Genomic DNA, 20,212 nt, shown 5'->3' with positions numbered 1-20,212 from the left:
CGGCTGACCCGCGCCCCCCTCGCCTTTCCCTACGCTGGGTTACGTGCAGCGCCTCTACGACTTCATCCGCAGACACCCGACGGGCGTCGACTGCTTCTGGGCTGTCTTCCTCCTCGGGATCTCCGGCATGACCATCGTGGTCGGCGACGTGGGGCACGGCGGCCGCGCCGAGCGCATCGCCATCGTGCCGATCGTCATCGGCCTCTGTGTCGTCGTGGCGCTGCGCCGGCGCGCGCCCGAGAAGATGCTGCTGCTCGCCATCGCGATGGGCGTGGCCCAGCTGGCGTTCGGGGTCAGACCGACGGTCGCGAACTTCGCCATGCTGGTGATCACCTTCACCGTGGCCACGGTGGGCGAACGCTGGGCCTCCCGGCTCGCCCTGGCATGCAGTCTGTGCGCGGCCACGCTCTCCCAGCTCCGCTGGCCGGAGCCGGAGGACATGCCGCGCAGCTGGGCGGAGTCGGTCTTCCTCGTCGTCGTGATGACGGTGCCGTTCGTGCTGGCCTGGGTGCTCGGCGACTCGATGCGGACCAGGCGGGCCTACTTCGACCAACTGGAGGAGCGGGCCGCCCGGCTGGAGCGGGAGCGCGAGGCGCAGTCGAAGGTCGCGGTGGCGGCCGAGCGGGCCCGTATCGCCCGCGAGCTCCACGACGTCGTCGCACACAACGTCTCGGTGATGGTGGTGCAGGCGGACGGTGCCGCCTATGTGATGGACGCGGCCCCCGACCAGGCCCGGCAGGCGCTGGAGACGATCTCCAGCACCGGCCGGCAGGCGCTCGCGGAGATGCGCCGGCTGCTGGGCGTGCTGCGCACGGGCGACGGCCCGGAGACGGGGGAGTACGTTCCGCAGCCCGACGTCGAGCAGATCGAGGATCTGATCGAGCAGGTCAGAGCGGCCGGTCTGGCCGTCGATTTCAGGGTCGAGGGCACTCCGCGCTCGCTGCCCAGCGGAGTCGAGCTGACGGCGTACCGCATCGTGCAGGAGGCGCTGACCAACACCCGCAAGCACGGCGGTCCGAACGCCGGGGCAAGTGTGCGGCTGGTCTACTTCGACGACGGGCTCGGCCTGCTGGTGGAGGACGACGGCCGGGGCGCGGCGCACGAACTGTACGAGGACGGCGGCGCCGACGGGGCGGGCCACGGCATGATCGGTATGCGCGAACGGGTCGGCATGGTCGGCGGCACACTGGACGCCGGACCGCGCCCCGGCGGCGGATTCCGTATCAGCGCGCTGCTGCCGCTCAAGGCCGCGAACTAGTGCAGCACCAGTGCCCCTCCGTCCGGACCAGGCCGAACCGACCGCAGGACGAAACAGGAGACAGGGACCCCATGGCGATCCGCGTGATGCTCGTCGACGACCAGGCGCTGCTGCGTACAGGCTTCCGGATGGTGCTCGCCGCGCAGCCGGACATGGAGGTCGTCGCCGAGGCGGGTGACGGCGCGGAGGCGATCGAGAACCTCCGCTCCACCGCCGTCGACGTGGTGCTCATGGACGTGCGGATGCCCCGGCTGGACGGGGTCGAGGCCACCCGCCGCATCTGCGCGCAGCCCGATGCGCCCAAGGTGCTCATCCTGACGACGTTCGACCTCGACGAGTACGCCTTCTCGGGGCTGAAGGCAGGGGCCAGCGGCTTCATGCTCAAGGACGTGCCGCCGGGTGAACTGCTCGCAGCGATCCGTTCCGTGCACAGCGGCGACGCCGTCGTCGCCCCGTCCACCACCCGCCGGCTGCTCGACCGCTTCTCGCCGATGCTGCCCAGCAGTACGGCCGAGCCGCAGCACAAGGACGTCGCCAAGCTCACCGAACGCGAACGCGAGGTGATGCTGTTGGTCGCCCAGGGCCTGTCGAACGGCGAGATCGCGGGTCGGCTGGTGCTCTCCGAGGCGACCGTGAAGACACATGTCGGCCGGATCCTGACCAAGCTGGGCCTGCGCGACCGGGTGCAGGTCGTGGTCCTCGCCTACGAGACGGGGCTGGTGCGCGCCGGAGGCGGGGCGGGCTGACCGGTGGGCGTGCTCCTCTGGATCAACGGCCCGTTCGGCGGCGGAAAGACGCAGACGGCGTACGAACTCCGGCGACGGCTGCCCGGCAGCGTGGTCTGCGATCCGGAGCACGTCGGCTTCGGGCTGCACCGGACGCTGCCGCCCGCGCTGCGCGGCGACTTCCAGGACCTGCCGGCGTGGCGGCAGGGGGTGCACGACATGCTCGCCCTCGCCCTGAGCGGGCACCCCGGCACGGTCATCGCCCCGATGACCCTGGTCGACCCCGGCTACTTCGCGGAGATCGTCGGGCGGCTGCGCGAGGGCGGGCGGACGGTCCATCACTTCGCCCTGCTCGCCGAGCGCGAGACCGTGCTGGGGCGCTTGCGAGAGCGCGGCCTCGGGCGCGGACTGAAGCGCGAGAGCTTCGCCGTCGCGAAGCTGGACCACTGTCTGGAGCGGCTCGAAGCCCCGGAGTTCGCCGAGCACATCCGTACCGACCGGCTGACGGTCCCGCAGGTCGCCGACCGGATCGCCGCGTCGGCGGGCCTCACCCTGCTGCCGGACACGGACAGTGCGCTGCGGCACCGGATGCGGCGGGCCTGGACGGGGGTCCGGCACATCCGGTTCGACTGAGAGGGCGCGCCCGCCGGGCTCTCAGCGCAGGATCCCCTCCAGGAAGTCGCTGCCGAGCCGGGCCACCACGGTCAGGTCCAGCTGGTGCAGTACGTACCGGCCGCGGCGCCGCGTCGTGACCAGGCCCGCCTTCTTGAGGACGGTGAGATGGCGGGAGACCTCGGGGGCGGTGATCCCGTTCGTGTCGGCGAGCTCTCCGGTCGTGTAGGGCGAGCGGGCGATGTTGCGGCACAGACGCATCCGCAGCGGGTGGGCCAGCGCCTCCATCCGGAGCTGGAGCAGTTCCACCGAGGCGGGCGAGGGCAGTTCGGGGCGGTGCACGGGGTAGTGGATCACCGGTCGCCAGCCCGGGGCGTGCAGCACCATCAGATGCGGCCAGCCGAGGCTGGTCGGGATGAGGGTGAGTCCGGCGCCGACGGCGGGGTCGGTGGCGTCGGTCGAGCCCTCGGTGAGCTTGTCGACGCTGATCCGGGCACCGTCCTCGTCGACGGAGAGGGCGGGCGAGACGGCCCGTACGGCCTCGGCGATCCCCTTGTGCCGCAGCAGATCCGTCTTGTGCCGTGCGTCGGCCGCCAGCGGGACCCGCACCCGCTGCCAGGTGTCCGCGAAGAACGCCTGGTCGCAGTCCTCGAACAGACGCCGGATCCAGCGGCGTACCGGGGCGGGGTCGGCCAGCAGCCGCTGGGTGAACTCCACCTGCTGCGGCCCGCGCGCCGCCGCCATGTCCAGGGCGCGGGCCCGCATGCCGGGGTCGTGGAGCGGGGAGGCCGCGCCGGTCCCGTACAGGTTCGCGCAGGTGAACTCCAGGGCCGCGGAGACGAACCGCTCGTCGTCCAGCCGGTCCAGGATGTCCAGGTCCTCGGCGAGGTCGGCGCCGGTCCTGCCGTCGCCGCCGAGGACACCGGCGAACGGCATGAAGATGTCCGAGAACGTGTTCCGCCACAGGAAGTCCGCTTCGTGCAGCCGGTCGGCCAGGTCCGGCTCCAGGGACGTGGTGGTGGCCGTCGCCCAGCCGTTCAGCCCGGGGTGGTGCCCCGGCTCGGAGAGCGCGTGCAGGGCGACCCCCAGCTCGACGAGGGGCGAGGTCTCGAAGACGACGTGCCGGGGGTCGAGGCCCGCGATGCCGATGGTTACGCTCACCCGTCCATGGTGCGGGGTGGGCGGGGCGGTCCGGACCCCGATTGACGGCCGGCGTCAATCGGCGGCCCGCCCAGCGCGCCTCACCCCTGCCGGGCCACCCGCTCCAGGAACTCCGCCGCCGCCGCGCGGACGTCGGCAGCCGTCCACTCCAGCCCCGCCTCCGACACCGTGACCTCGGTGAACGACACCCCGGGCGGGCCCGCGGCTGCCGGGTGCCAGAGGCGGAAGAGGGCCACGCCCGTCTCCTCCGCCTGGCGCAGCGACGCCTCCTCCAGGACGTCCGCCGGGTAGGGCAGCCAGACCTGGAACTGGTGGGTGTGCGGGGGGTCCGGATGCACCCGGAACCACCCGGCACCGGCCTCGGTGAACCCCTCGGCCAGCGCCGCAGCGACCACCTTCGCCTGGGCCACGTACGACGGCAGCTTCGGCAGCTCCCGGTCCAGGCCGATCAGCGCGGCGAGCGCCGCCGGGAACTGCTGGAAGAGCTGGCCGCCGTACCGGTGCCGCCAGGTGCGGGCCTCCTCGATCAGCGACGCGGAGCCGGCGAGCGCCGCCCCGGAGATCCCGCCGAGGGTCTTGTAGAACGACACGTACACGCTGTCGGCGAGCCCCGCGATCTCCGGCAGTTCCCGCCCGAAGCGGTCGGCGCACTCCCACAGCCGGGCCCCGTCGAAGTGCACCACCGCGTCGCGCTCACGGGCCGCCGCCACGACGGCCTCCAGCTCCTCCCACGTGGGCAGGACGAAGCCCGCGTCACGCAGCGGCAGCTCCAGCATCAGGGTGCCGAACGGCTCGGCGAAGTCGCGGATCTCGTCCGCCGTGGGCAGCCGAGGCTCGTTCGTCGGGTGGACGGTACGCAGCCCGGTGACCGCGGACAGGGCGCCGCGCTCGTGCACCTCGGGGTGGGCGAGCGGGTGCAGGGCCACCGTCGGGTTGCCGGTGCGCCCGGCCCAGCAGCGCAGCGCGACCTGCTGCGCCATCGTCCCGGTCGGGAAGAACGCGGCCTCCTCGGTGCCCAGCAGCCCGGCGATCCGCCGCTCCAGCTCGGCGACGACGCCGTTGCCGTAGATGTCGGCGGGCCGGTCGAGATCGGTGACCGTGGCCGCGCCCGCGGTCAGCGACGCCAGCTGCTCGCCGAGCGGGCGGTCCACCGGCGACCGGGACAGGAGCTTCCGGGCCTGCCGCCACGCCGCGATGCGGCGCAGCCGCTGCGGGTCGGGCTCCTCGTCCCCGTATCCGCGGGGGGTCTGCGGCCCGTCCGTCGCCCCGTCGTGCACCTGCTCGTCTCTGTCTGCCATGGGACGATCATCACGCAGAACGCAGTCCCTGCCCACAGGATATGGACGGCGGGTGGCGCCGCGACCGGGACTGTCCACAGCCTGTGGACAGTCGGTGGCCGGGGCGATGCGCTGGCGTAGCATGCAGAGGAATCGTCCGGTACCCCCCGCGGACTGGAACGGAAGGCCACCGCCGCGTGAATGCAATGACCCCCAAGGAGCCCCTCGACGCGAGGGACCGTCCTGCCCGGCTCACCGTCGGCGTCGTGGGCGCGGGCCGTGTCGGCCCCGCTCTCGCCGCCTCCCTGGCGCTCGCCGGGCACCGCCCGGTCGCCGTGTCGGGCGTCTCCGACGCCTCGGTGCGCCGCGCCGCCACCCTGCTTCCCGACGTACCGCTGGTACCGCCCGCCGAGGTCCTCGCGCGCGCGGAGCTGGTCCTGCTGACGGTGCCCGACGACGCCCTGCCGGGGCTCGTCGAGGGCCTCGCCGAGACCGGTGCGGTCCGCCCCGGCCAGCTGATCGTCCACACCTCGGGGCGGTACGGGACGAAGGTGCTGGATCCCGCGCTGCGGGCCGGCGCCCTGCCGTTGGCCCTGCACCCGGCGATGACGTTCACCGGCACCTCCGTCGACGTCCAGCGGCTGGCCGGCTGCTCCTTCGGGGTCACCGCGCCCGAGCAGCTGCGGCTCGCCGCGGAGGCGCTGGTCATCGAGATGGGCGGCGAACCCGAGTGGATCGCCGAGGAGTCCCGCCCGCTCTACCACGCGGCGCTCGCCCTGGGCGCGAACCACCTGGTCACCCTGGTCGCCCAGTCGATGGAGCTGCTGCGCACGGCGGGGGTCGCCGCCCCCGACCGGATGCTCGGCCCGCTGCTCGGCGCCGCCCTGGACAACGCCCTGCGCTCCGGTGACGCCGCCCTGACCGGCCCGGTCGCGCGCGGTGACGCGGGCACGGTCGCCGCGCACATCGACGAGCTGCGCGCCCATGCCCCGCAGACGGTGGCCGGTTACGTCGCGATGGCCCGCGCCACCGCCGACCGCGCGCTCTCCCACGGCATGCTCAAGCCGGAGCTGGCCGAGGACCTGCTCGACGTCCTGGCCGATGGCTCGGGCGGCTCGGGTACCCCCGGAATCGCCGGAACCGGACCGGAGGAGTCCCGATGACCGCATCCGCCGCCACGCTGCTGCGCACCGCCGCCGAACTGGCGGGGTACGCCCCCGAGGGGGGCCGGGCCGAGCGTGCCGTCGTCATGACGATGGGCGCCCTGCACCAGGGCCACGCCTCCCTGATCCAAACCGCGCGTGCGGTTGTCGGACCGGGCGGCCAGGTCGTCGTCACCGTCTTCGTCAACCCGCTCCAGTTCGGCGAGAGCGCCGACCTGGACCGCTACCCGCGCACCCTGGACGCCGACCTCGCCGTGGCCGGCGCGGCCGGGGCCGACGTGGTCTTCGCGCCGTCCGTCGACGAGGTCTACCCCGGCGGCGAACCGCAGGTCCGGATCTCCGCGGGCCCGATGGGCGAGCGGCTCGAAGGCGCCTCCCGCCCCGGACACTTCGACGGCATGCTCACGGTCGTCGCCAAGCTGCTCCATCTGACCCGCCCCGATGTCGCGTTCTTCGGGCAGAAGGACGCCCAGCAGCTGGCGCTGATCCGCCGCATGGTGCGCGATCTGAACTTCCCGGTGGAGATCGTGGGCGTGGAGACGGCCCGGGAGGCCGACGGCCTCGCGCTCTCCAGCCGCAACCGCTTCCTCGACGCGCAGGAGCGCCACACCGCGCTCGCCCTGTCCCGGGCCCTGTTCGCGGCCCGTGACCGGCTCGCCGCCCAGCAGGCACTGCACGCCCGCGCGCAGACGACGGGCGCGACGGAGGGCCGGGCCGCCGGACTCAACCGGCTCGGCGAGGCGAGGCTCGCGGCCGACGCCCAGGCCGTCGCCCGGGCCAGGCCGGACGGGGGCCCCGCAGCCGTGCGCGCGGCGGCCCGCGCGATCCTGGACGACGCGGCGGCCGAGCAGCCCCCGCTCGCCCTCGACTACCTGGCGCTCGTGGACCCGGCGGACTTCACCGAGATCCCCGACGACCGCACCGCGGGCGACGCGATCCTCGCCGTCGCCGCACGGGTGGGCACCACCCGCCTCATCGACAACATCCCGCTGACCTTCGGAGCCACCGCGTGACCGGAATACGGCTGACCGCCCCCGCCCCTGGCTGGTCCATCGACGCCGACGTCGTGGTGGTCGGCTCCGGCGTGGCCGGCCTCACCACCGCACTGCGCTGCGCCGCCGCCGGCCTCGCCACCGTCGTCGTCACCAAGGCCCGCCTGGACGACGGCTCCACCCGCTGGGCCCAGGGCGGCGTCGCCGCCGCCCTGGGCGAGGGCGACACTCCGGAACAGCACCTGGACGACACCCTGGTCGCCGGCGCGGGCCTGTGCGACGAGGCGGCGGTCCGCACCCTCGTCACCGAGGGCCCCGACGCCGTACGCCGGCTGATCGGGACCGGCGCCCAGTTCGACACCGCGGACGACGGCACCATCGCCCTGGGCCGCGAGGGCGGCCACCACCGCCGCCGCATCGCCCACGCGGGCGGCGACGCGACGGGCGCGGAGATCTCCCGCGCCCTGGTCGAAGCGGTCCGCGAAGCCGCCCTGCACACCGTCGAGAACGCCCTCGTGCTCGACCTGCTCACCGACGCCGAAGGCCGTACCGCGGGCGTCACCCTGCACGTCATGGGCGAGGGCCAGCACGACGGGGTCGGCGCGGTCAACGCCCCCGCGGTCATCCTCGCCACCGGCGGCATGGGCCAGGTCTTCTCCGCCACCACCAACCCGCCGGTCGCCACCGGCGACGGCGTGGCACTCGCGCTGCGGGCGGGCGCGGAGGTCTCGGACCTCGAATTCGTCCAGTTCCACCCCACGGTCCTCTTCCTCGGCGCCGGTGCCGAGGGGCAGCAGCCGCTCGTCTCCGAAGCGGTACGGGGCGAGGGCGCCCATCTCGTCGACGCACACGGCACGCGCTTCATGCTCGGGCAGCACGAACTGGCCGAGCTCGCCCCGCGCGACATCGTCGCCAAGGCCATCACCCGCCAGATGCAGCTGCACGGCACCGAGCACATGTACCTCGACGCCCGCCACTTCGGCGCCGAGATGTGGGAGCAGCACTTCCCCACCATCCTGGCGGCCTGCCGGACCCATGGCATCGACCCGGTCACCGAGCCGATCCCGATCGCCCCGGCCGCGCACCACGCCTCCGGCGGCATCCGCACCGACCTGCGGGGGCGTACGACCGTGCCCGGCCTGTACGCCTGCGGCGAGGTCGCCTGCACCGGGGTGCACGGCGCGAACCGGCTGGCGTCCAACTCGCTCCTGGAAGGCCTCGTCTTCGCCGAGCGCATCGCGGCCGACATCGTCGCCCACCGGCCCCGGGCCGGTACCGCCACCGTCACCGGCCACCCCGCGCCCTCCCCGCTGCTGCCCCCCGAGGCCCGGAGCACGATCCAGCGCATCATGACCCGCGGCGCCGGTGTCGTGCGTTCCGCCGACAGCCTCGCCAGGGCCGCCGAGGAGCTGGAGGACCTGCACCGCAGCGCGTTCCTGAAGGCCGGCGCCGACGAGCCCAAGGACGCGGTGCCCGGGGTCGAGGCCTGGGAGGTCACCAACCTGCTCCTCGTCTCCCGGGTCCTGGTCGCCGCCGCCCGGCAGCGCGAGGAGACCCGAGGCTGCCACTGGCGCGAGGACCGGCCCGAGCGCGACGACGAGAACTGGCGCCGCCACCTCGTCGTGAAGCTCACCCCGGACCGGCAGCTCGTCCTCCGTCGGACGGATACCGAGGCGTTCGGGCCCGTACAGACGTCCGGGGCAGCAGACTGCGCAGCGACAGGCACCAACCACCCCACTCCCGAGGAGCCGTAACCGTGAGCACGCCCGAAGAGAATCCGCGCCCCACACCCGTGGACGTACCGCTGATCCAGATCGGCGCGCCCGCATCCGCCGCGGGCGGCTGCGGTGACGGCTGCGGCTGCGGCGGGGAGGACGGCTACGACCTGGACGCCCTGGAGTGCGGCCTGGACCCCGCGCTCGCCCAGCTCCTCGCCGACGCGGGCCTGGACCCGGTCACCGTCGAGGACGTCGCGCACGTCGCCATCGAGGAGGACCTCGACGGCGGGGTGGACGTCACGACCGTCGCCACCGTCCCCGAGGACGCGGTGGCCACCGGTGACTTCACCGCCCGTGAGGCGGGCGTCGTGGCCGGTCTGCGGGTCGCCGAGGCCGTGCTCTCCATCGTCTGCACGGACGAGTTCGAGGTCGAGCGGCACGTCGAGGACGGCGACCGCGTCGTCCCCGGCCAGAAGCTGCTGACCGTCACCACCCGCACCCGTGACCTGCTCACCGGCGAGCGCAGCGCCCTCAACCTGCTGTGCAGGCTCTCCGGCATCGCCACCGCCACCCGCGCCTGGGCCGACGTGCTGGAGGGCACGAAGGCCGAGGTCCGCGACACCCGCAAGACGACTCCGGGCCTGCGGGCCCTGGAGAAGTACGCCGTGCGCTGCGGCGGCGGCGTCAACCACCGCATGTCGCTGTCCGACGCCGCGCTGGTCAAGGACAACCACGTGATCGCGGCGGGCGGGGTCGCCGAGGCGTTCAAGCGGGTCAGGGAGGAGTTCCCGGACCTCGCGATCGAGGTCGAGGTCGACACGCTGCAGCAGGTCACCGAGGTCCTGGACGCCGGTGCCGATCTGATCCTGCTGGACAACTTCACCCCGTCGCAGACCGCCGAAGCGGTCGAGCTGGTCGGCGGCCGCGCGTACCTGGAGTCCTCGGGCCGGCTGTCCCTGGACTCCGCCCGCGCCTACGCGGAGGCCGGTGTGGACTACCTGGCCGTCGGCGCGCTGACCCACTCCTCGCCGATCCTCGACATCGGCCTGGACTTCCGCGACACCGACGGGGCCGGCGTCTGATGCTGCTCACCATCGACGTCGGCAACACCCACACGGTCCTCGGGCTGTTCGACGGTGAGGAGATCGTCGAGCACTGGCGCATCTCCACCGACGCCCGCCGCACCGCGGACGAGCTCGCGGTGCTGCTCCAGGGCCTGATGGGCATGCACCCGCTGCTGGGCATGGAGCTGGGCGACGGCATCGAGGGCATCGCGATCTGCTCCACCGTCCCGGCCGTCCTGCACGAGCTGCGCGAGGTGACCCGCCGCTACTACGGCGACGTCCCCGCCGTCCTGGTCGAGCCGGGCATCAAGACCGGTGTGCCGATCCTGATGGACAACCCGAAGGAGGTCGGCGCGGACCGCATCATCAACGCGGTCGCCGCCGTCGACCTGTACGGCGGCCCGGCGATCGTCGTCGACTTCGGCACCGCCACCACCTTCGACGCGGTCTCCGCCCGCGGCGAGTACACCGGCGGCGTCATCGCGCCCGGCATCGAGATCTCGGTCGAGGCGCTCGGCGTCAAGGGCGCGCAGCTGCGCAAGATCGAGCTGGCCCGGCCGCGCAGCGTGATCGGGAAGAACACCGTCGAGGCCATGCAGGCGGGCATCATCTACGGCTTCGCCGGCCAGGTCGACGGTGTCGTCGGCCGGATGAAGAAGGAGCTGGCCGCCGACCCCGACGACGTCACCGTCATCGCGACGGGCGGCCTTGCTCCGATGGTGTTGGGCGAGTCCTCCGTCATCGACGAGCACGAGCCCTGGCTCACGCTCATCGGGCTGCGCCTGGTGTACGAGCGCAATGTGGCGCGCCTGTAGCGACGCGGCCCTGACCGGGAGGTTCCCGGCGCGGTGGCTCACCGGAGCCGCCGCGCCGCCGACGGCCAGTTAAACGGATTTTGTCCATTTAGCACGTATTGTCGCGCTATGCCCACGCCCTACGGATCACGCGGCGGTATGGCGTTCAGCGCGGACGAGCTGCGAGTGCTCCGCCGTGCCCTCGCCATCGCCCTCCACCCCGCGCCCCTGCCCGACGAGGACGTCCAGGACTGCCTGCGGCTAGCGGGCGCCGTCGACGAGGCGGTCGGTGAGGCCGGACGGCTGCGTGCCTTCCTCCTCGCTGACCTCGTCCGCTACCGAAACGCCCTCCCCGGCTCCCTCAGCGGCTATCTGGAGCGCCTCCAGGACGCCCTGGCCGCCGGATACGACCCCCGCCCCGAGGATCTGGCCGCGCTGCGCGCCCTGCGCGGCGGACCGGTCGCCGCGGCGCTCCTGGAGCGCTGCCAGGTGCTCGCCGAGCGTTCCGTGCGGGCCCGTCTCGCCGGACGCGCGGTCCCCGCCACGGCGCCCGCGCCGCGCAGCCGGCTGCTCGCGCTGCCCGGCGGCCGTGCCGCGGAGCCCGAGAAGCCGAAGACCCCGGCGGCCCCGGCCCGTCCGGCCGCACCGTCCGAGCGGCCGGCACCCAAGCCCTCCGAGGTCTTCCCGCCCCGCCGCCGCCCGGTCCCGCCGCCGCAGCAACGCGCCGCGGGGTAGGGCCCTGCCTCGGTGACGGCGGCCGGGCTCGCTACTCTGGACGCCATGGACTACGTATCCGCGCTCGTGCCCCCCGTGGTGATGGCCGCCTTCTTCATCGGCCTGGTCGTGACGATCGTCAAGAGCCAGGGCGGGCCGAACAAGGCCAAGGAGGACGCGGCCGTGGACGCCGCGATCAGCCGCGCGGAATCGGCGCAGCGCACGCCGCGCACCGACGGGGTCTGACCTCCCGGCACGCGCAGCACGCAGACGAAGGGCGTACGGCTCCCCGGAGCCGTACGCCCTTTTGCTGTGTAAATAACCGCCCATTCCAGACATCTGGCACTAAGGTGACGCTGTGCCCCGCCAATTGGGAGAGCTGGAAGACGCCGTGATGACGCGGGTCTGGCAATGGAACCGACCGGTAACCGTGCGGGAAGTCCTTGAAGACCTTCAGCAGGAGCGGTCCATCGCCTACACCACCGTCATGACGGTTATGGACAATCTCCATCAGAAGGGCTGGGTCCGCCGGGAAGTGGACGGCCGTGCATACCGATATACGGCGGTCTCCACCCGTGCCGCATACTCGGCCGCACTGATGAACGAAGCCTGGTCGCAGAGCGACAACCCCGCCGCCGCACTGGTCGCGTTCTTCGGCATGATGTCGGCCGAGCAGCACGATGCCCTCAGGGACGCCATGCGGATCGTTCTGCCCACACTTCCCGAGGGTTCCGTTCCGGTGGTCGGTGAAGATGTAGGCGAAGGCACTGGTGAAGACACCGGTGAAGGCGCCGGGGGCGGATCCGGCGAAGGCGCCGAAGCGGCCGATGACGCGGAGCCGGACGCCGGGCGATAGCGTCGGGGTATGTCCTCAGAGCTTCCGCAAACCGATTTCCAGACCGCTCAGTCGGTTATAAACATGCCCATCACCGTCCGCCGTGCGAGGACGAGCGATGTGGCCTCGGTCCGGCGTCTCCTCGACGGCTACGTACGAGAAGGCATCCTGCTCGACAAAGCGACGGTCACGCTTTACGAGGACATCCAGGAGTTCTGGATCGCCGAACGCGACGAGGACGCCCGGGTCATCGGCTGCGGTGCACTGCACGTGATGTGGGAAGACCTGGCCGAAGTGCGTACTCTCGCCGTCGATCACAGCATCAAGGGCGCAGGAGTCGGCCATCAAGTACTGGACAAGTTGTTGCAGACCGCCCGTTGGCTGGGCGTGCGACGGGTTTTCTGCCTCACCTTCGAAGTCGACTTCTTCGCGAAGCACGGCTTCGTGGAGATCGGAGAGACGCCGGTCGACGGAGATGTCTACAGCGAGCTGCTGCGTTCCTATGACGAGGGAGTCGCGGAGTTCCTCGGTCTCGAACGAGTGAAGCCGAACACCTTGGGCAACAGCCGGATGCTTCTGCACCTGTGACCGTCGGAAGAAGCCCGATCCCTATGTCCGAATCGCGCACGTTTCCCGTCTTCTTGTGCTCCTGAACCTCTCCCGGGGGTTTGTGTTTTCCGGTGAAAAGCGGTTTCCTTTCCGCGTACTCCATTTTCGATGAAAGGAAATCCCGGTGGCACAGAAGGTTCAGGTCCTTCTTGTTGACGACCTCGACGGTGGCGAGGCGGACGAGACCGTGACGTTCGCTCTCGATGGCAAGACGTACGAGATTGACCTCACGACGAGCAACGCGGACAAGCTCCGGTCCCTTCTGGAGCCGTACGCGAAGAGCGGCCGGCGCACCGGTGGCCGTGCGGCGTCCGGTCGCGGCAAGGGCCGTGCCGTTCCCGGCGGCAACAAGGACACCGCCGAGATCCGTAAGTGGGCGCGCGAGAACGGCCACAGTGTGAATGACCGCGGTCGTGTTCCCGCGGAGATCCGCGAGGCTTACGAGAAGGCCAACGGCTGAGCGGCCGATTTCCTGGGGCGCAACCCCGTCCGGGCGCGCGTCAGCCGTGCCCGGTGGCATTCCGTCGCCACGGCGTCCACGAGCCGGATGAGATCGGGAGCATCCCCACCCCTGCTCCCGAAGCCGGAGAGGGCCGGGAACACCGGCTCCCCCTCCTGCTCGTGCGGTGGACAGGGGGGCCGCAGCCATACGGCGGCCCCCGGCGGACCCGGCCGGCCCGGCGGCGGCGGTGCGGTGATCCGCCCGCCCGCACCGAGAGCGGTCAGTTCGAGGGCGACGCCGCCCCACTCCAACCAGTCGAGCAGCCCCGGCAGCTCGTCGGCGCTCCCCGGCGCCACCAGCAGGCTCATCCGCCGGCCCGTCAGCGCCACGGGGCCGGTACGGCCCACCCTTTCCAGCGCGGCATGACCGGCGGCCGCCGGGACCACGAGGGCGTCGAACCGCAACCCGGTCAGCAGCCTCACCGGCGCACTGCCGGCCGTCGCCCAGCCGAGCTCCTGCTCGTACCACCGGGCGCACGCGCCCAGTGACGCACCGCAGGCACGACCGTCCCGCTCTGCGGGGAGCGCCGTGCGGGGAGGCGGGACGGTGAGGGCCATGACGAAAGAACTCCCGAGCGACGCCAAGAGTTACGCAGAGTCCTTGATCGAACGCGTACTGTGTCCGGGTTGGGGGCGTACGGGCGCATTCGGGAGCACGAATATGTTCGCCCGTAGCGGAGGGAACCCGCGTACGCCGCATGGACTGTCTGTAATTGCGGGTAAGACATCCCTAGTGGGGAGGGGCGACACGCAAGCCACGGACGTCTCACGTTCGCCATCGGCGTACAGGTGATAGGGGTATCTGCCTGGCCTGCGGGAACATCGTCTCGCACCATCGGGTTGGAGCAGTTGTCGGCGTTCGGGGCAGGAGATCCCCCGGGAAGCAGGGCCGGGTGTCGGCAGTTGAAATGAGCGGTCCCCGCTTGCGGGACTAAGCTGCGGAAGGACAGGGAGGGGACCGACCCCTTACTGCCTGACCGCTCTGAGGAGCGATTAACGATGTTCGAGAGGTTCACCGACCGCGCGCGGCGGGTTGTCGTCCTGGCTCAGGAAGAAGCCCGGATGCTCAACCACAACTACATCGGCACCGAGCACATCCTCCTGGGCCTGATCCACGAGGGTGAGGGTGTCGCCGCTAAGGCCCTGGAGAGCCTCGGGATTTCGCTCGAGGCGGTCCGCCAGCAGGTGGAGGAGATCATCGGTCAGGGCCAGCAGGCCCCGTCCGGGCACATCCCCTTCACACCCCGAGCCAAGAAGGTCCTGGAGCTCTCGCTCCGCGAGGCCCTTCAGCTCGGCCACAACTACATCGGCACCGAGCACATCCTGCTCGGCCTGATCCGCGAGGGCGAGGGTGTCGCAGCCCAGGTCCTCGTGAAGCTGGGCGCCGACCTGAACCGGGTGCGCCAGCAGGTCATCCAGCTGCTGTCCGGCTACTCGGGCGGCAAGGAGGCGGCCACAGCGGGCGGCCCCGCGGAGGGCACGCCCTCCACGTCGCTGGTGCTCGACCAGTTCGGCCGGAACCTCACCCAGGCCGCTCGTGAATCCAAGCTCGACCCGGTCATCGGGCGCGAGAAGGAGATCGAGCGGGTCATGCAGGTGCTGTCCCGCCGTACGAAGAACAACCCGGTCCTCATCGGCGAGCCCGGCGTCGGCAAGACGGCGGTCGTCGAGGGCCTGGCACAGGCCATCGTCAAGGGCGAGGTGCCCGAGACCCTCAAGGACAAGCACCTCTACACCCTCGACCTCGGTGCGCTGGTCGCCGGTTCCCGCTACCGCGGTGACTTCGAGGAGCGCCTGAAGAAGGTCCTCAAGGAGATCCGCACCCGCGGCGACATCATCCTGTTCATCGACGAGCTCCACACCCTGGTGGGTGCGGGCGCCGCCGAGGGCGCGATCGACGCGGCGAGCATCCTCAAGCCCATGCTGGCGCGAGGCGAGCTCCAGACCATCGGTGCCACCACGCTCGACGAGTACCGCAAGCACCTGGAGAAGGACGCCGCTCTCGAGCGACGCTTCCAGCCCATCCAGGTCGCGGAGCCGTCGCTGCCGCACACCATCGAGATCCTCAAGGGTCTGCGCGACCGCTACGAGGCCCACCACCGCGTGTCCATCACGGACGAGGCGCTGGTCCAGGCCGCGACGCTGGCCGACCGCTACATCTCGGACCGCTTCCTGCCGGACAAGGCGATCGACCTGATCGACGAGGCCGGTTCCCGGATGCGCATCCGCCGGATGACCGCGCCGCCGGACCTCCGCGAGTTCGACGAGAAGATCGCGGGCGTGCGTCGCGACAAGGAGTCGGCCATCGACTCCCAGGACTTCGAGAAGGCGGCGTCTCTCCGTGACAAGGAGAAGCAGCTGCTGGCGGCGAAGGCCAAGCGCGAGAAGGAGTGGAAGGCCGGCGACATGGACGTCGTGGCCGAGGTCGACGGCGAGCTCATCGCCGAGGTCCTCGCCACCGCCACCGGCATCCCGGTCTTCAAGCTGACGGAGGAGGAGTCCTCCCGTCTGCTGCGCATGGAGGACGAGCTCCACAAGCGCGTCATCGGCCAGAAGGACGCCATCAAGGCCCTCTCGCAGGCGATCCGCCGTACGCGAGCCGGTCTGAAGGACCCGAAGCGCCCCGGTGGCTCGTTCATCTTCGCCGGTCCGTCCGGCGTCGGTAAGACCGAGCTGTCCAAGACGCTCGCCGAGTTCCTCTTCGGTGACGAGGACGCGCTGATCGCCCTCGACATGTCGGAGTTCAGCGAGAAGCACACGGTCTCGCGGCTCTTCGGCTCTCCCCCCGGCTACGTCGGGTACGAGGAGGGTGGCCAGCTCACCGAGAAGGTGCGCCGCAAGCCGTTCTCCGTCGTCCTGTTCGACGAGGTCGAGAAGGCCCACCCCGACATCTTCAACTCCCTGCTCCAGATCCTGGAGGACGGTCGCCTGACCGACTCCCAGGGCCGGGTCGTGGACTTCAAGAACACGGTCATCATCATGACGACCAACCTCGGGACCCGGGACATCTCCAAGGGCTTCAACCTGGGCTTCGCCGCCCAGGGCGACGTCAAGACGAACTACGAGCGGATGAAGACGAAGGTCAACGAAGAGCTCAAGCAGCACTTCCGGCCCGAGTTCCTCAACCGTGTCGACGACACGGTCGTCTTCCACCAGCTCACCGAGGAAGACATCATCCAGATCGTCGACCTCATGCTCGCCAAGGTGGACGAGCGCCTGCGGGACCGCGACATGGGCATCGAGCTGAGCCCGGCCGCCAAGTCCCTGCTGGCGAAGAAGGGCTACGACCCCGTGATGGGCGCCCGGCCGCTGCGCCGGACGATCCAGCGCGAGATCGAGGACATCCTCTCCGAGAAGATCCTCTTTGGTGAGCTGCGCCCCGGTCACATCGTGGTCGTCGGCACCGAGGGCGAGGGTGACGAGCAGAAGTTCACCTTCCGCGGCGAGGAGAAGTCGGCTCTGCCCGACGTCCCTCCGATCGAGCAGGCGGCAGGCGGCGCCGGCCCGAACATGACGAAGGAAGCGTGAGCGGCGCCTAGCGCCCGAGCGTACGAAGAGGCGGCCCCGACCCGGTTTCACACCGGTTCGGGGCCGCCTCTTTGCTGTTGTGTACACAGTGACAGGCGTGTCACAGAGATGTCCCGGTCGAGTCCGGGCCGCGCAGCGGCGGAAAATCGCTGGCTAGTCTGGCCCGGCTCCGGACGCGTCGTCCGGGCGCGGACGAGACAGCAAGGGGGACGGGGCGGATCATGCGCAGAAGCGATGTGTCACGCAGGCAGATGATGAAGGCGGCGGGCGCCGGGCTGGTGCTGCTGGGGGCCGGGGCATCGGCCTGCGGGCCGGAGGACGAGCCGGGCGCCGGCGGGCCGGACATACCGAGGCCCAGCACGCCGACGCCGGAGAGCAAGCCGAAGCCCTCCTGGCAGCACGCCTCAAGGTACGACGGGCTGGCGTGGATCGACGCGGTCGCGGTCGTGGGCAACGTCGTCCTGGTCTCGGGCGATCCGCTGGTGGCTCGCGACATCACCACCGGCAAGGAGATCTGGTCCCGCGCGGAGGTCACCACTCCGGGCGCCACCATGCTCGTCGGCGACGGGACGCTCTACCTCAAGAGCGCCCGCTACGACGGGAACATCGTCGGCCTGGATCACGCCACGGGCAAGGACGTCTGGCGCAGCCACATGGGGGACCAGTACTCCCAGCCCCGGCCCATCGCCGTGGACACGAACCGCCTCTACGTCGTCGCGGGAATCCTGGACAAGGAGTTCAGGACGCCGGAGAACGTGATCGCCGCGATCGACACCACCTCGGGCAAGGTCCTCTGGCGCGAGAAGCGTGACAAGGGGACGGAGGAGAACGGCATCACCGCGCGGGTGGAGGGCAGGCGTCTCGTCTACACGGACTTCCGGGAGAACCTCACGGTGCGCGACACCGTCACGGGCCGCCAGATCTGGACGAAGAAGATCGGCCGGTCCAACAACCGCGGTTTCGTGGTCCACGACGGTCTCGCCATCCTCGCCAACGGGGAGCGGATGCGTGCCTTCGACCTGGCCGACGGCAAGGAGCGCTGGTCCTTCAGGACCGAGGAGTTCAGCCGTTTCAACGACCCGGCGGTCCTGGACGGCGTCCTCTACGTCTCCGACAGCGCCCACGGCCTCTGGGCGGCCGATCCCGCGACGGGGAAGGCGCACTGGCACGACAAGGGGAGCCTGGACGTCGCCGCCCCCTGGCAGTTCGCGAAGGTGGGCGACGTCCTCTACGGGGCGACGGAGTTCGACAAGAACGGCGGCATCCACGCCTACGACCCCAGCAGCGGGAAGCTGCACTGGACGTACAACGACGGCAGCGGCGACCTCCAGCGGTGGTATCTGGCGGCGGGCAGCAACCAGCTGGTGGCTCTGCACGCGAAGAAGGTGACGGCGCTGCCCGTTCTCTAGGGCGTGTCGTCACGCTGCCGTCGTCGCCCGAAGGGCGGCCGCGCGGCGTCAGGTGCGTGCATGGCGTCGCGCGGCGGACGGCGGTTCGACGACAGGCCCTGGCGCCGCGACCCCGGGCCGAAGGTCCCGAAACGGACAGCCCTTGGTCCCACCGCCGGTGACAAGGCGCACAGCCCTTTCGGGGCCTACTAGGCGTGTTAGGAGGAAACGTCCTCATCGTGGGCGGGACCTTCGGCCCGGTGTGCGGAGGGACCTTCGGGGGTGTGGGGCGAACTGCCCGGACGGCGGGGCTGTGTCCGGTATGGACGGTTTGGAACTGGGGTTAAACCTGTCCCGACGAAGACTTTCGGCAGTGGCCGTGGGGTGCGGAGCGGGCCCTGCGACGGCGAATTCCCGGGCCTCCGGCTACGGCTTTTCTTCGTAGATGGGGGGTTTGAGTGGATCCGGGGGTGCGGGTTACCAAGGTATGGCCAGCCCGGCACGCCGCCGGGTCCAGTCATCCGGAGGTTTTCTGCTTATGTCGAAGCGCGTTACGTTCCAGACCCGCCGCCCGTCCGCTTCCCGTGTCCGTGGCGCCGTGGTGGCAGCCGGCCTGGGGACGTCGATGGTTCTCGGTGCGGGCGCTGCGTTCGCGGCCGGCACGGCGGGCACCACCGGCACGGCGAGCCTGGCGAGTGCCACCACCGCCGAGTCGGTCGCCCAGCAGGCGGCCGCACAGGGCAAGGCGGCCGAGCACGCCGCGGCGAAGAAGGCCGAGGCGTCCAAGAAGAAGGCCGCCGCCGCGAAGAAGAAGGCAGCCGCCAAGAAGAAGGCCGCCGCGAAGCTCGCGTGGGAGGCCCCGGTCGACCACTACGAGCTGAGCGCCAGCTTCGGCAACGACGGCAGCCGCTGGTCGCACAAGCACTCCGGCCAGGACTTCGCCGTGCCGATCGGCACCAAGGTCGAGGCCGCGCACAACGGCACCGTCGTGAAGGCCGGCCCGAACGGCGGCGGCGACGGTCCCGCGTACGGCAACGCCATCGTGATCAAGCACAAGAACGGTACGTACTCGCAGTACGCGCACCTTTCGAAGATCAAGGTGCACATCGGCGAGCACGTGAAGAAGGGTGAGAAGATCGCCCTCTCCGGCAACACCGGCAACTCCAGCGGTCCGCACCTGCACTTCGAGATCCGGACCACCGCAAACTACGGTTCGGCGGTCAACCCGGTCAACTTCCTGCACAAGCACGGCATCTCGGTCTGACCGACCGGGACCATCCCGCTACTGGGCGGAACCCGGGCCATGCGCCCGGGTGACCAGTTCGACGGCGACTTCGAGGGCGGCCTTCCGCTTGTCCTCGGGGTCGCCGTCGACGTCTTTCAGTGCGAGCATCCCGGCGTGCAGGGTGAAGAGTGCGCTGAAGCACCGCACCTGGTCGGTGAGCGGGGCGTCGGGATCCTTGATCAGGTCCACGAGCGCCAGGACCCGGTCCTTGATCGTCACGCCGATGCTCAGGTCGCGCACGGTCGCCTGGTTCTCCTGCATGAAGCGGAAGAGCGGGGCGGCGCCGGCCAGCGCCTCGCTGTAGCGGCTGAGGATCTCCTTCTTCGTCTCCAGCGTGCGCGGCTGCTTCTCACCCCAGGTGATGAGCTCCTCGACGGGCCGGTTGAGGTCCTCGAAGATGCTGACCAGGATGTCTTCCTTGGTCTTGAAGTGGTAGTACAGCGCGGCCTTGGTGACATCGAGGTGCTCGGCGATCTCGCGCAGTGAGGTCTTCTCGTAGCCCTGATCGGCGAAGAGGTTCAGGGCGACGTCCTGGATGCGCTGGCGGGTGTTGCCCCGGCGCGGCTGCGGCGTGCTGCCCATGGTGCT

Annotated in this window: 20 protein-coding genes; 16 read left to right on the top strand and 4 right to left on the bottom strand. The window is 71.0% G+C overall.

Features of this window, described 5'->3' with window-relative positions:
- The first annotated feature begins 43 nt into the window (after positions 1–43).
- The 3 genes from OG446_RS16585 (at position 44) to OG446_RS16575 (ending at position 2,616) form a co-directional block, all read left to right on the top strand.
- Positions 44–1,258, top strand: coding sequence for a sensor histidine kinase (locus tag OG446_RS16585; protein WP_328894776.1), 1,215 nt, complete (start codon positions 44–46; stop codon positions 1,256–1,258).
- 71 nt (positions 1,259–1,329) lie between these two features.
- Positions 1,330–2,004: a response regulator transcription factor gene (locus OG446_RS16580; protein WP_328894775.1), complete on the top strand. Its 675-nt coding sequence runs from the start codon at positions 1,330–1,332 to the stop codon at positions 2,002–2,004.
- A gap of 9 nt (positions 2,005–2,013) precedes the next feature.
- A complete protein-coding gene (locus OG446_RS16575) occupies positions 2,014–2,616 on the top strand; it encodes an AAA family ATPase (RefSeq protein WP_328898320.1) in 603 nt (200 codons plus the stop codon).
- Positions 2,617–2,637: 21 nt separating this feature from the next.
- On the opposite strand, the gene OG446_RS16570 is transcribed toward OG446_RS16575, so the two are convergent.
- Together OG446_RS16570 and OG446_RS16565 are read right to left on the bottom strand one after the other, a co-directional pair.
- Positions 2,638–3,756 carry a DUF5937 family protein gene (locus OG446_RS16570; RefSeq protein ID WP_328894774.1) on the bottom strand — a complete coding sequence of 373 codons (1,119 nt, stop codon included), beginning with the start codon at positions 3,754–3,756 and terminating at the stop codon, positions 2,638–2,640.
- An 80-nt stretch (positions 3,757–3,836) separates the two neighbouring features.
- Positions 3,837–5,054 carry a threonine aldolase family protein gene (locus OG446_RS16565; protein WP_328894773.1) on the bottom strand — a complete coding sequence of 406 codons (1,218 nt, stop codon included), beginning with the start codon at positions 5,052–5,054 and terminating at the stop codon, positions 3,837–3,839.
- 176 nt (positions 5,055–5,230) lie between these two features.
- Here OG446_RS16565 and OG446_RS16560 point away from each other — a divergent pair, with 176 nt between their 5' ends.
- The 10 genes from OG446_RS16560 to OG446_RS16515 all read left to right on the top strand — a co-directional run bounded on the left by OG446_RS16560 (position 5,231) and on the right by OG446_RS16515 (position 13,382).
- Positions 5,231–6,196, top strand: coding sequence for a Rossmann-like and DUF2520 domain-containing protein (locus OG446_RS16560; protein WP_328894772.1), 966 nt, complete (start codon positions 5,231–5,233; stop codon positions 6,194–6,196).
- A complete protein-coding gene (gene panC / locus OG446_RS16555; RefSeq protein WP_328894771.1) occupies positions 6,193–7,209 on the top strand; it encodes a pantoate--beta-alanine ligase in 1,017 nt (338 codons plus the stop codon). The genes OG446_RS16560 and panC overlap by 4 nt, the downstream gene beginning before the upstream one ends.
- Positions 7,206–8,942, top strand: a complete 1,737-nt coding sequence (locus tag OG446_RS16550) for an L-aspartate oxidase (protein WP_328894770.1) — start codon at positions 7,206–7,208, stop codon at positions 8,940–8,942. The genes panC and OG446_RS16550 overlap by 4 nt, the downstream gene beginning before the upstream one ends.
- A 2-nt stretch (positions 8,943–8,944) precedes the next feature.
- Positions 8,945–9,988 carry a carboxylating nicotinate-nucleotide diphosphorylase gene (nadC, locus tag OG446_RS16545; RefSeq protein WP_328894769.1) on the top strand — a complete coding sequence of 348 codons (1,044 nt, stop codon included), beginning with the start codon at positions 8,945–8,947 and terminating at the stop codon, positions 9,986–9,988.
- Entirely contained in the window at positions 9,988–10,785 is a 798-nt protein-coding gene (locus tag OG446_RS16540) for a type III pantothenate kinase (RefSeq protein ID WP_148020019.1), read from the top strand. Before nadC ends, OG446_RS16540 begins: the two co-directional genes overlap by 1 nt.
- 138 nt (positions 10,786–10,923) lie before the next feature.
- Positions 10,924–11,499 carry a hypothetical protein gene (locus OG446_RS16535; RefSeq protein ID WP_328898319.1) on the top strand — a complete coding sequence of 192 codons (576 nt, stop codon included), beginning with the start codon at positions 10,924–10,926 and terminating at the stop codon, positions 11,497–11,499.
- 45 nt (positions 11,500–11,544) lie between these two features.
- Positions 11,545–11,724, top strand: coding sequence for a hypothetical protein (locus tag OG446_RS16530; protein WP_148020020.1), 180 nt, complete (start codon positions 11,545–11,547; stop codon positions 11,722–11,724).
- 112 nt (positions 11,725–11,836) lie between these two features.
- A complete protein-coding gene (locus OG446_RS16525) occupies positions 11,837–12,334 on the top strand; it encodes a BlaI/MecI/CopY family transcriptional regulator (RefSeq protein WP_328894768.1) in 498 nt (165 codons plus the stop codon).
- Between the two features lie 99 nt (positions 12,335–12,433).
- Entirely contained in the window at positions 12,434–12,901 is a 468-nt protein-coding gene (locus OG446_RS16520) for an amino-acid N-acetyltransferase (protein WP_371604830.1), read from the top strand.
- A 145-nt stretch (positions 12,902–13,046) separates the two neighbouring features.
- Entirely contained in the window at positions 13,047–13,382 is a 336-nt protein-coding gene (locus OG446_RS16515) for a histone-like nucleoid-structuring protein Lsr2 (RefSeq protein WP_148020023.1), read from the top strand.
- Here the strand turns inward: OG446_RS16515 and OG446_RS16510 are convergent.
- A complete protein-coding gene (locus OG446_RS16510; RefSeq protein WP_328894767.1) occupies positions 13,361–13,981 on the bottom strand; it encodes an SCO3374 family protein in 621 nt (206 codons plus the stop codon). The two genes, OG446_RS16515 and OG446_RS16510, sit on opposite strands and share 22 nt — an antisense overlap.
- Before the next feature lie 441 nt (positions 13,982–14,422).
- Between OG446_RS16510 and OG446_RS16505 the strand changes: the two genes are divergently transcribed.
- The 3 genes from OG446_RS16505 to OG446_RS16495 all read left to right on the top strand — a co-directional run bounded on the left by OG446_RS16505 (position 14,423) and on the right by OG446_RS16495 (position 19,603).
- On the top strand, positions 14,423–16,951 hold the full coding sequence (locus OG446_RS16505; RefSeq protein WP_148020025.1) for an ATP-dependent Clp protease ATP-binding subunit: 2,529 nt from the start codon (positions 14,423–14,425) through the stop codon (positions 16,949–16,951).
- Positions 16,952–17,172: 221 nt separating this feature from the next.
- Positions 17,173–18,360 carry a PQQ-binding-like beta-propeller repeat protein gene (locus OG446_RS16500; RefSeq protein ID WP_328894766.1) on the top strand — a complete coding sequence of 396 codons (1,188 nt, stop codon included), beginning with the start codon at positions 17,173–17,175 and terminating at the stop codon, positions 18,358–18,360.
- Positions 18,361–18,877: 517 nt separating this feature from the next.
- On the top strand, positions 18,878–19,603 hold the full coding sequence (locus OG446_RS16495; protein ID WP_328894765.1) for a M23 family metallopeptidase: 726 nt from the start codon (positions 18,878–18,880) through the stop codon (positions 19,601–19,603).
- Between the two features lie 18 nt (positions 19,604–19,621).
- Here the strand turns inward: OG446_RS16495 and OG446_RS16490 are convergent, their stop codons facing one another.
- Entirely contained in the window at positions 19,622–20,206 is a 585-nt protein-coding gene (locus tag OG446_RS16490; RefSeq protein ID WP_328894764.1) for a TetR/AcrR family transcriptional regulator, read from the bottom strand.
- Positions 20,207–20,212 lie beyond the last annotated feature (6 nt).

Origin of the sequence: Streptomyces sp. NBC_00236 (assembly GCF_036195045.1) — a bacterium.
Classification (GTDB): Bacteria; Actinomycetota; Actinomycetes; order Streptomycetales; family Streptomycetaceae; genus Streptomyces.
This window is presented reverse-complemented; position numbering and strand designations above follow the sequence as displayed.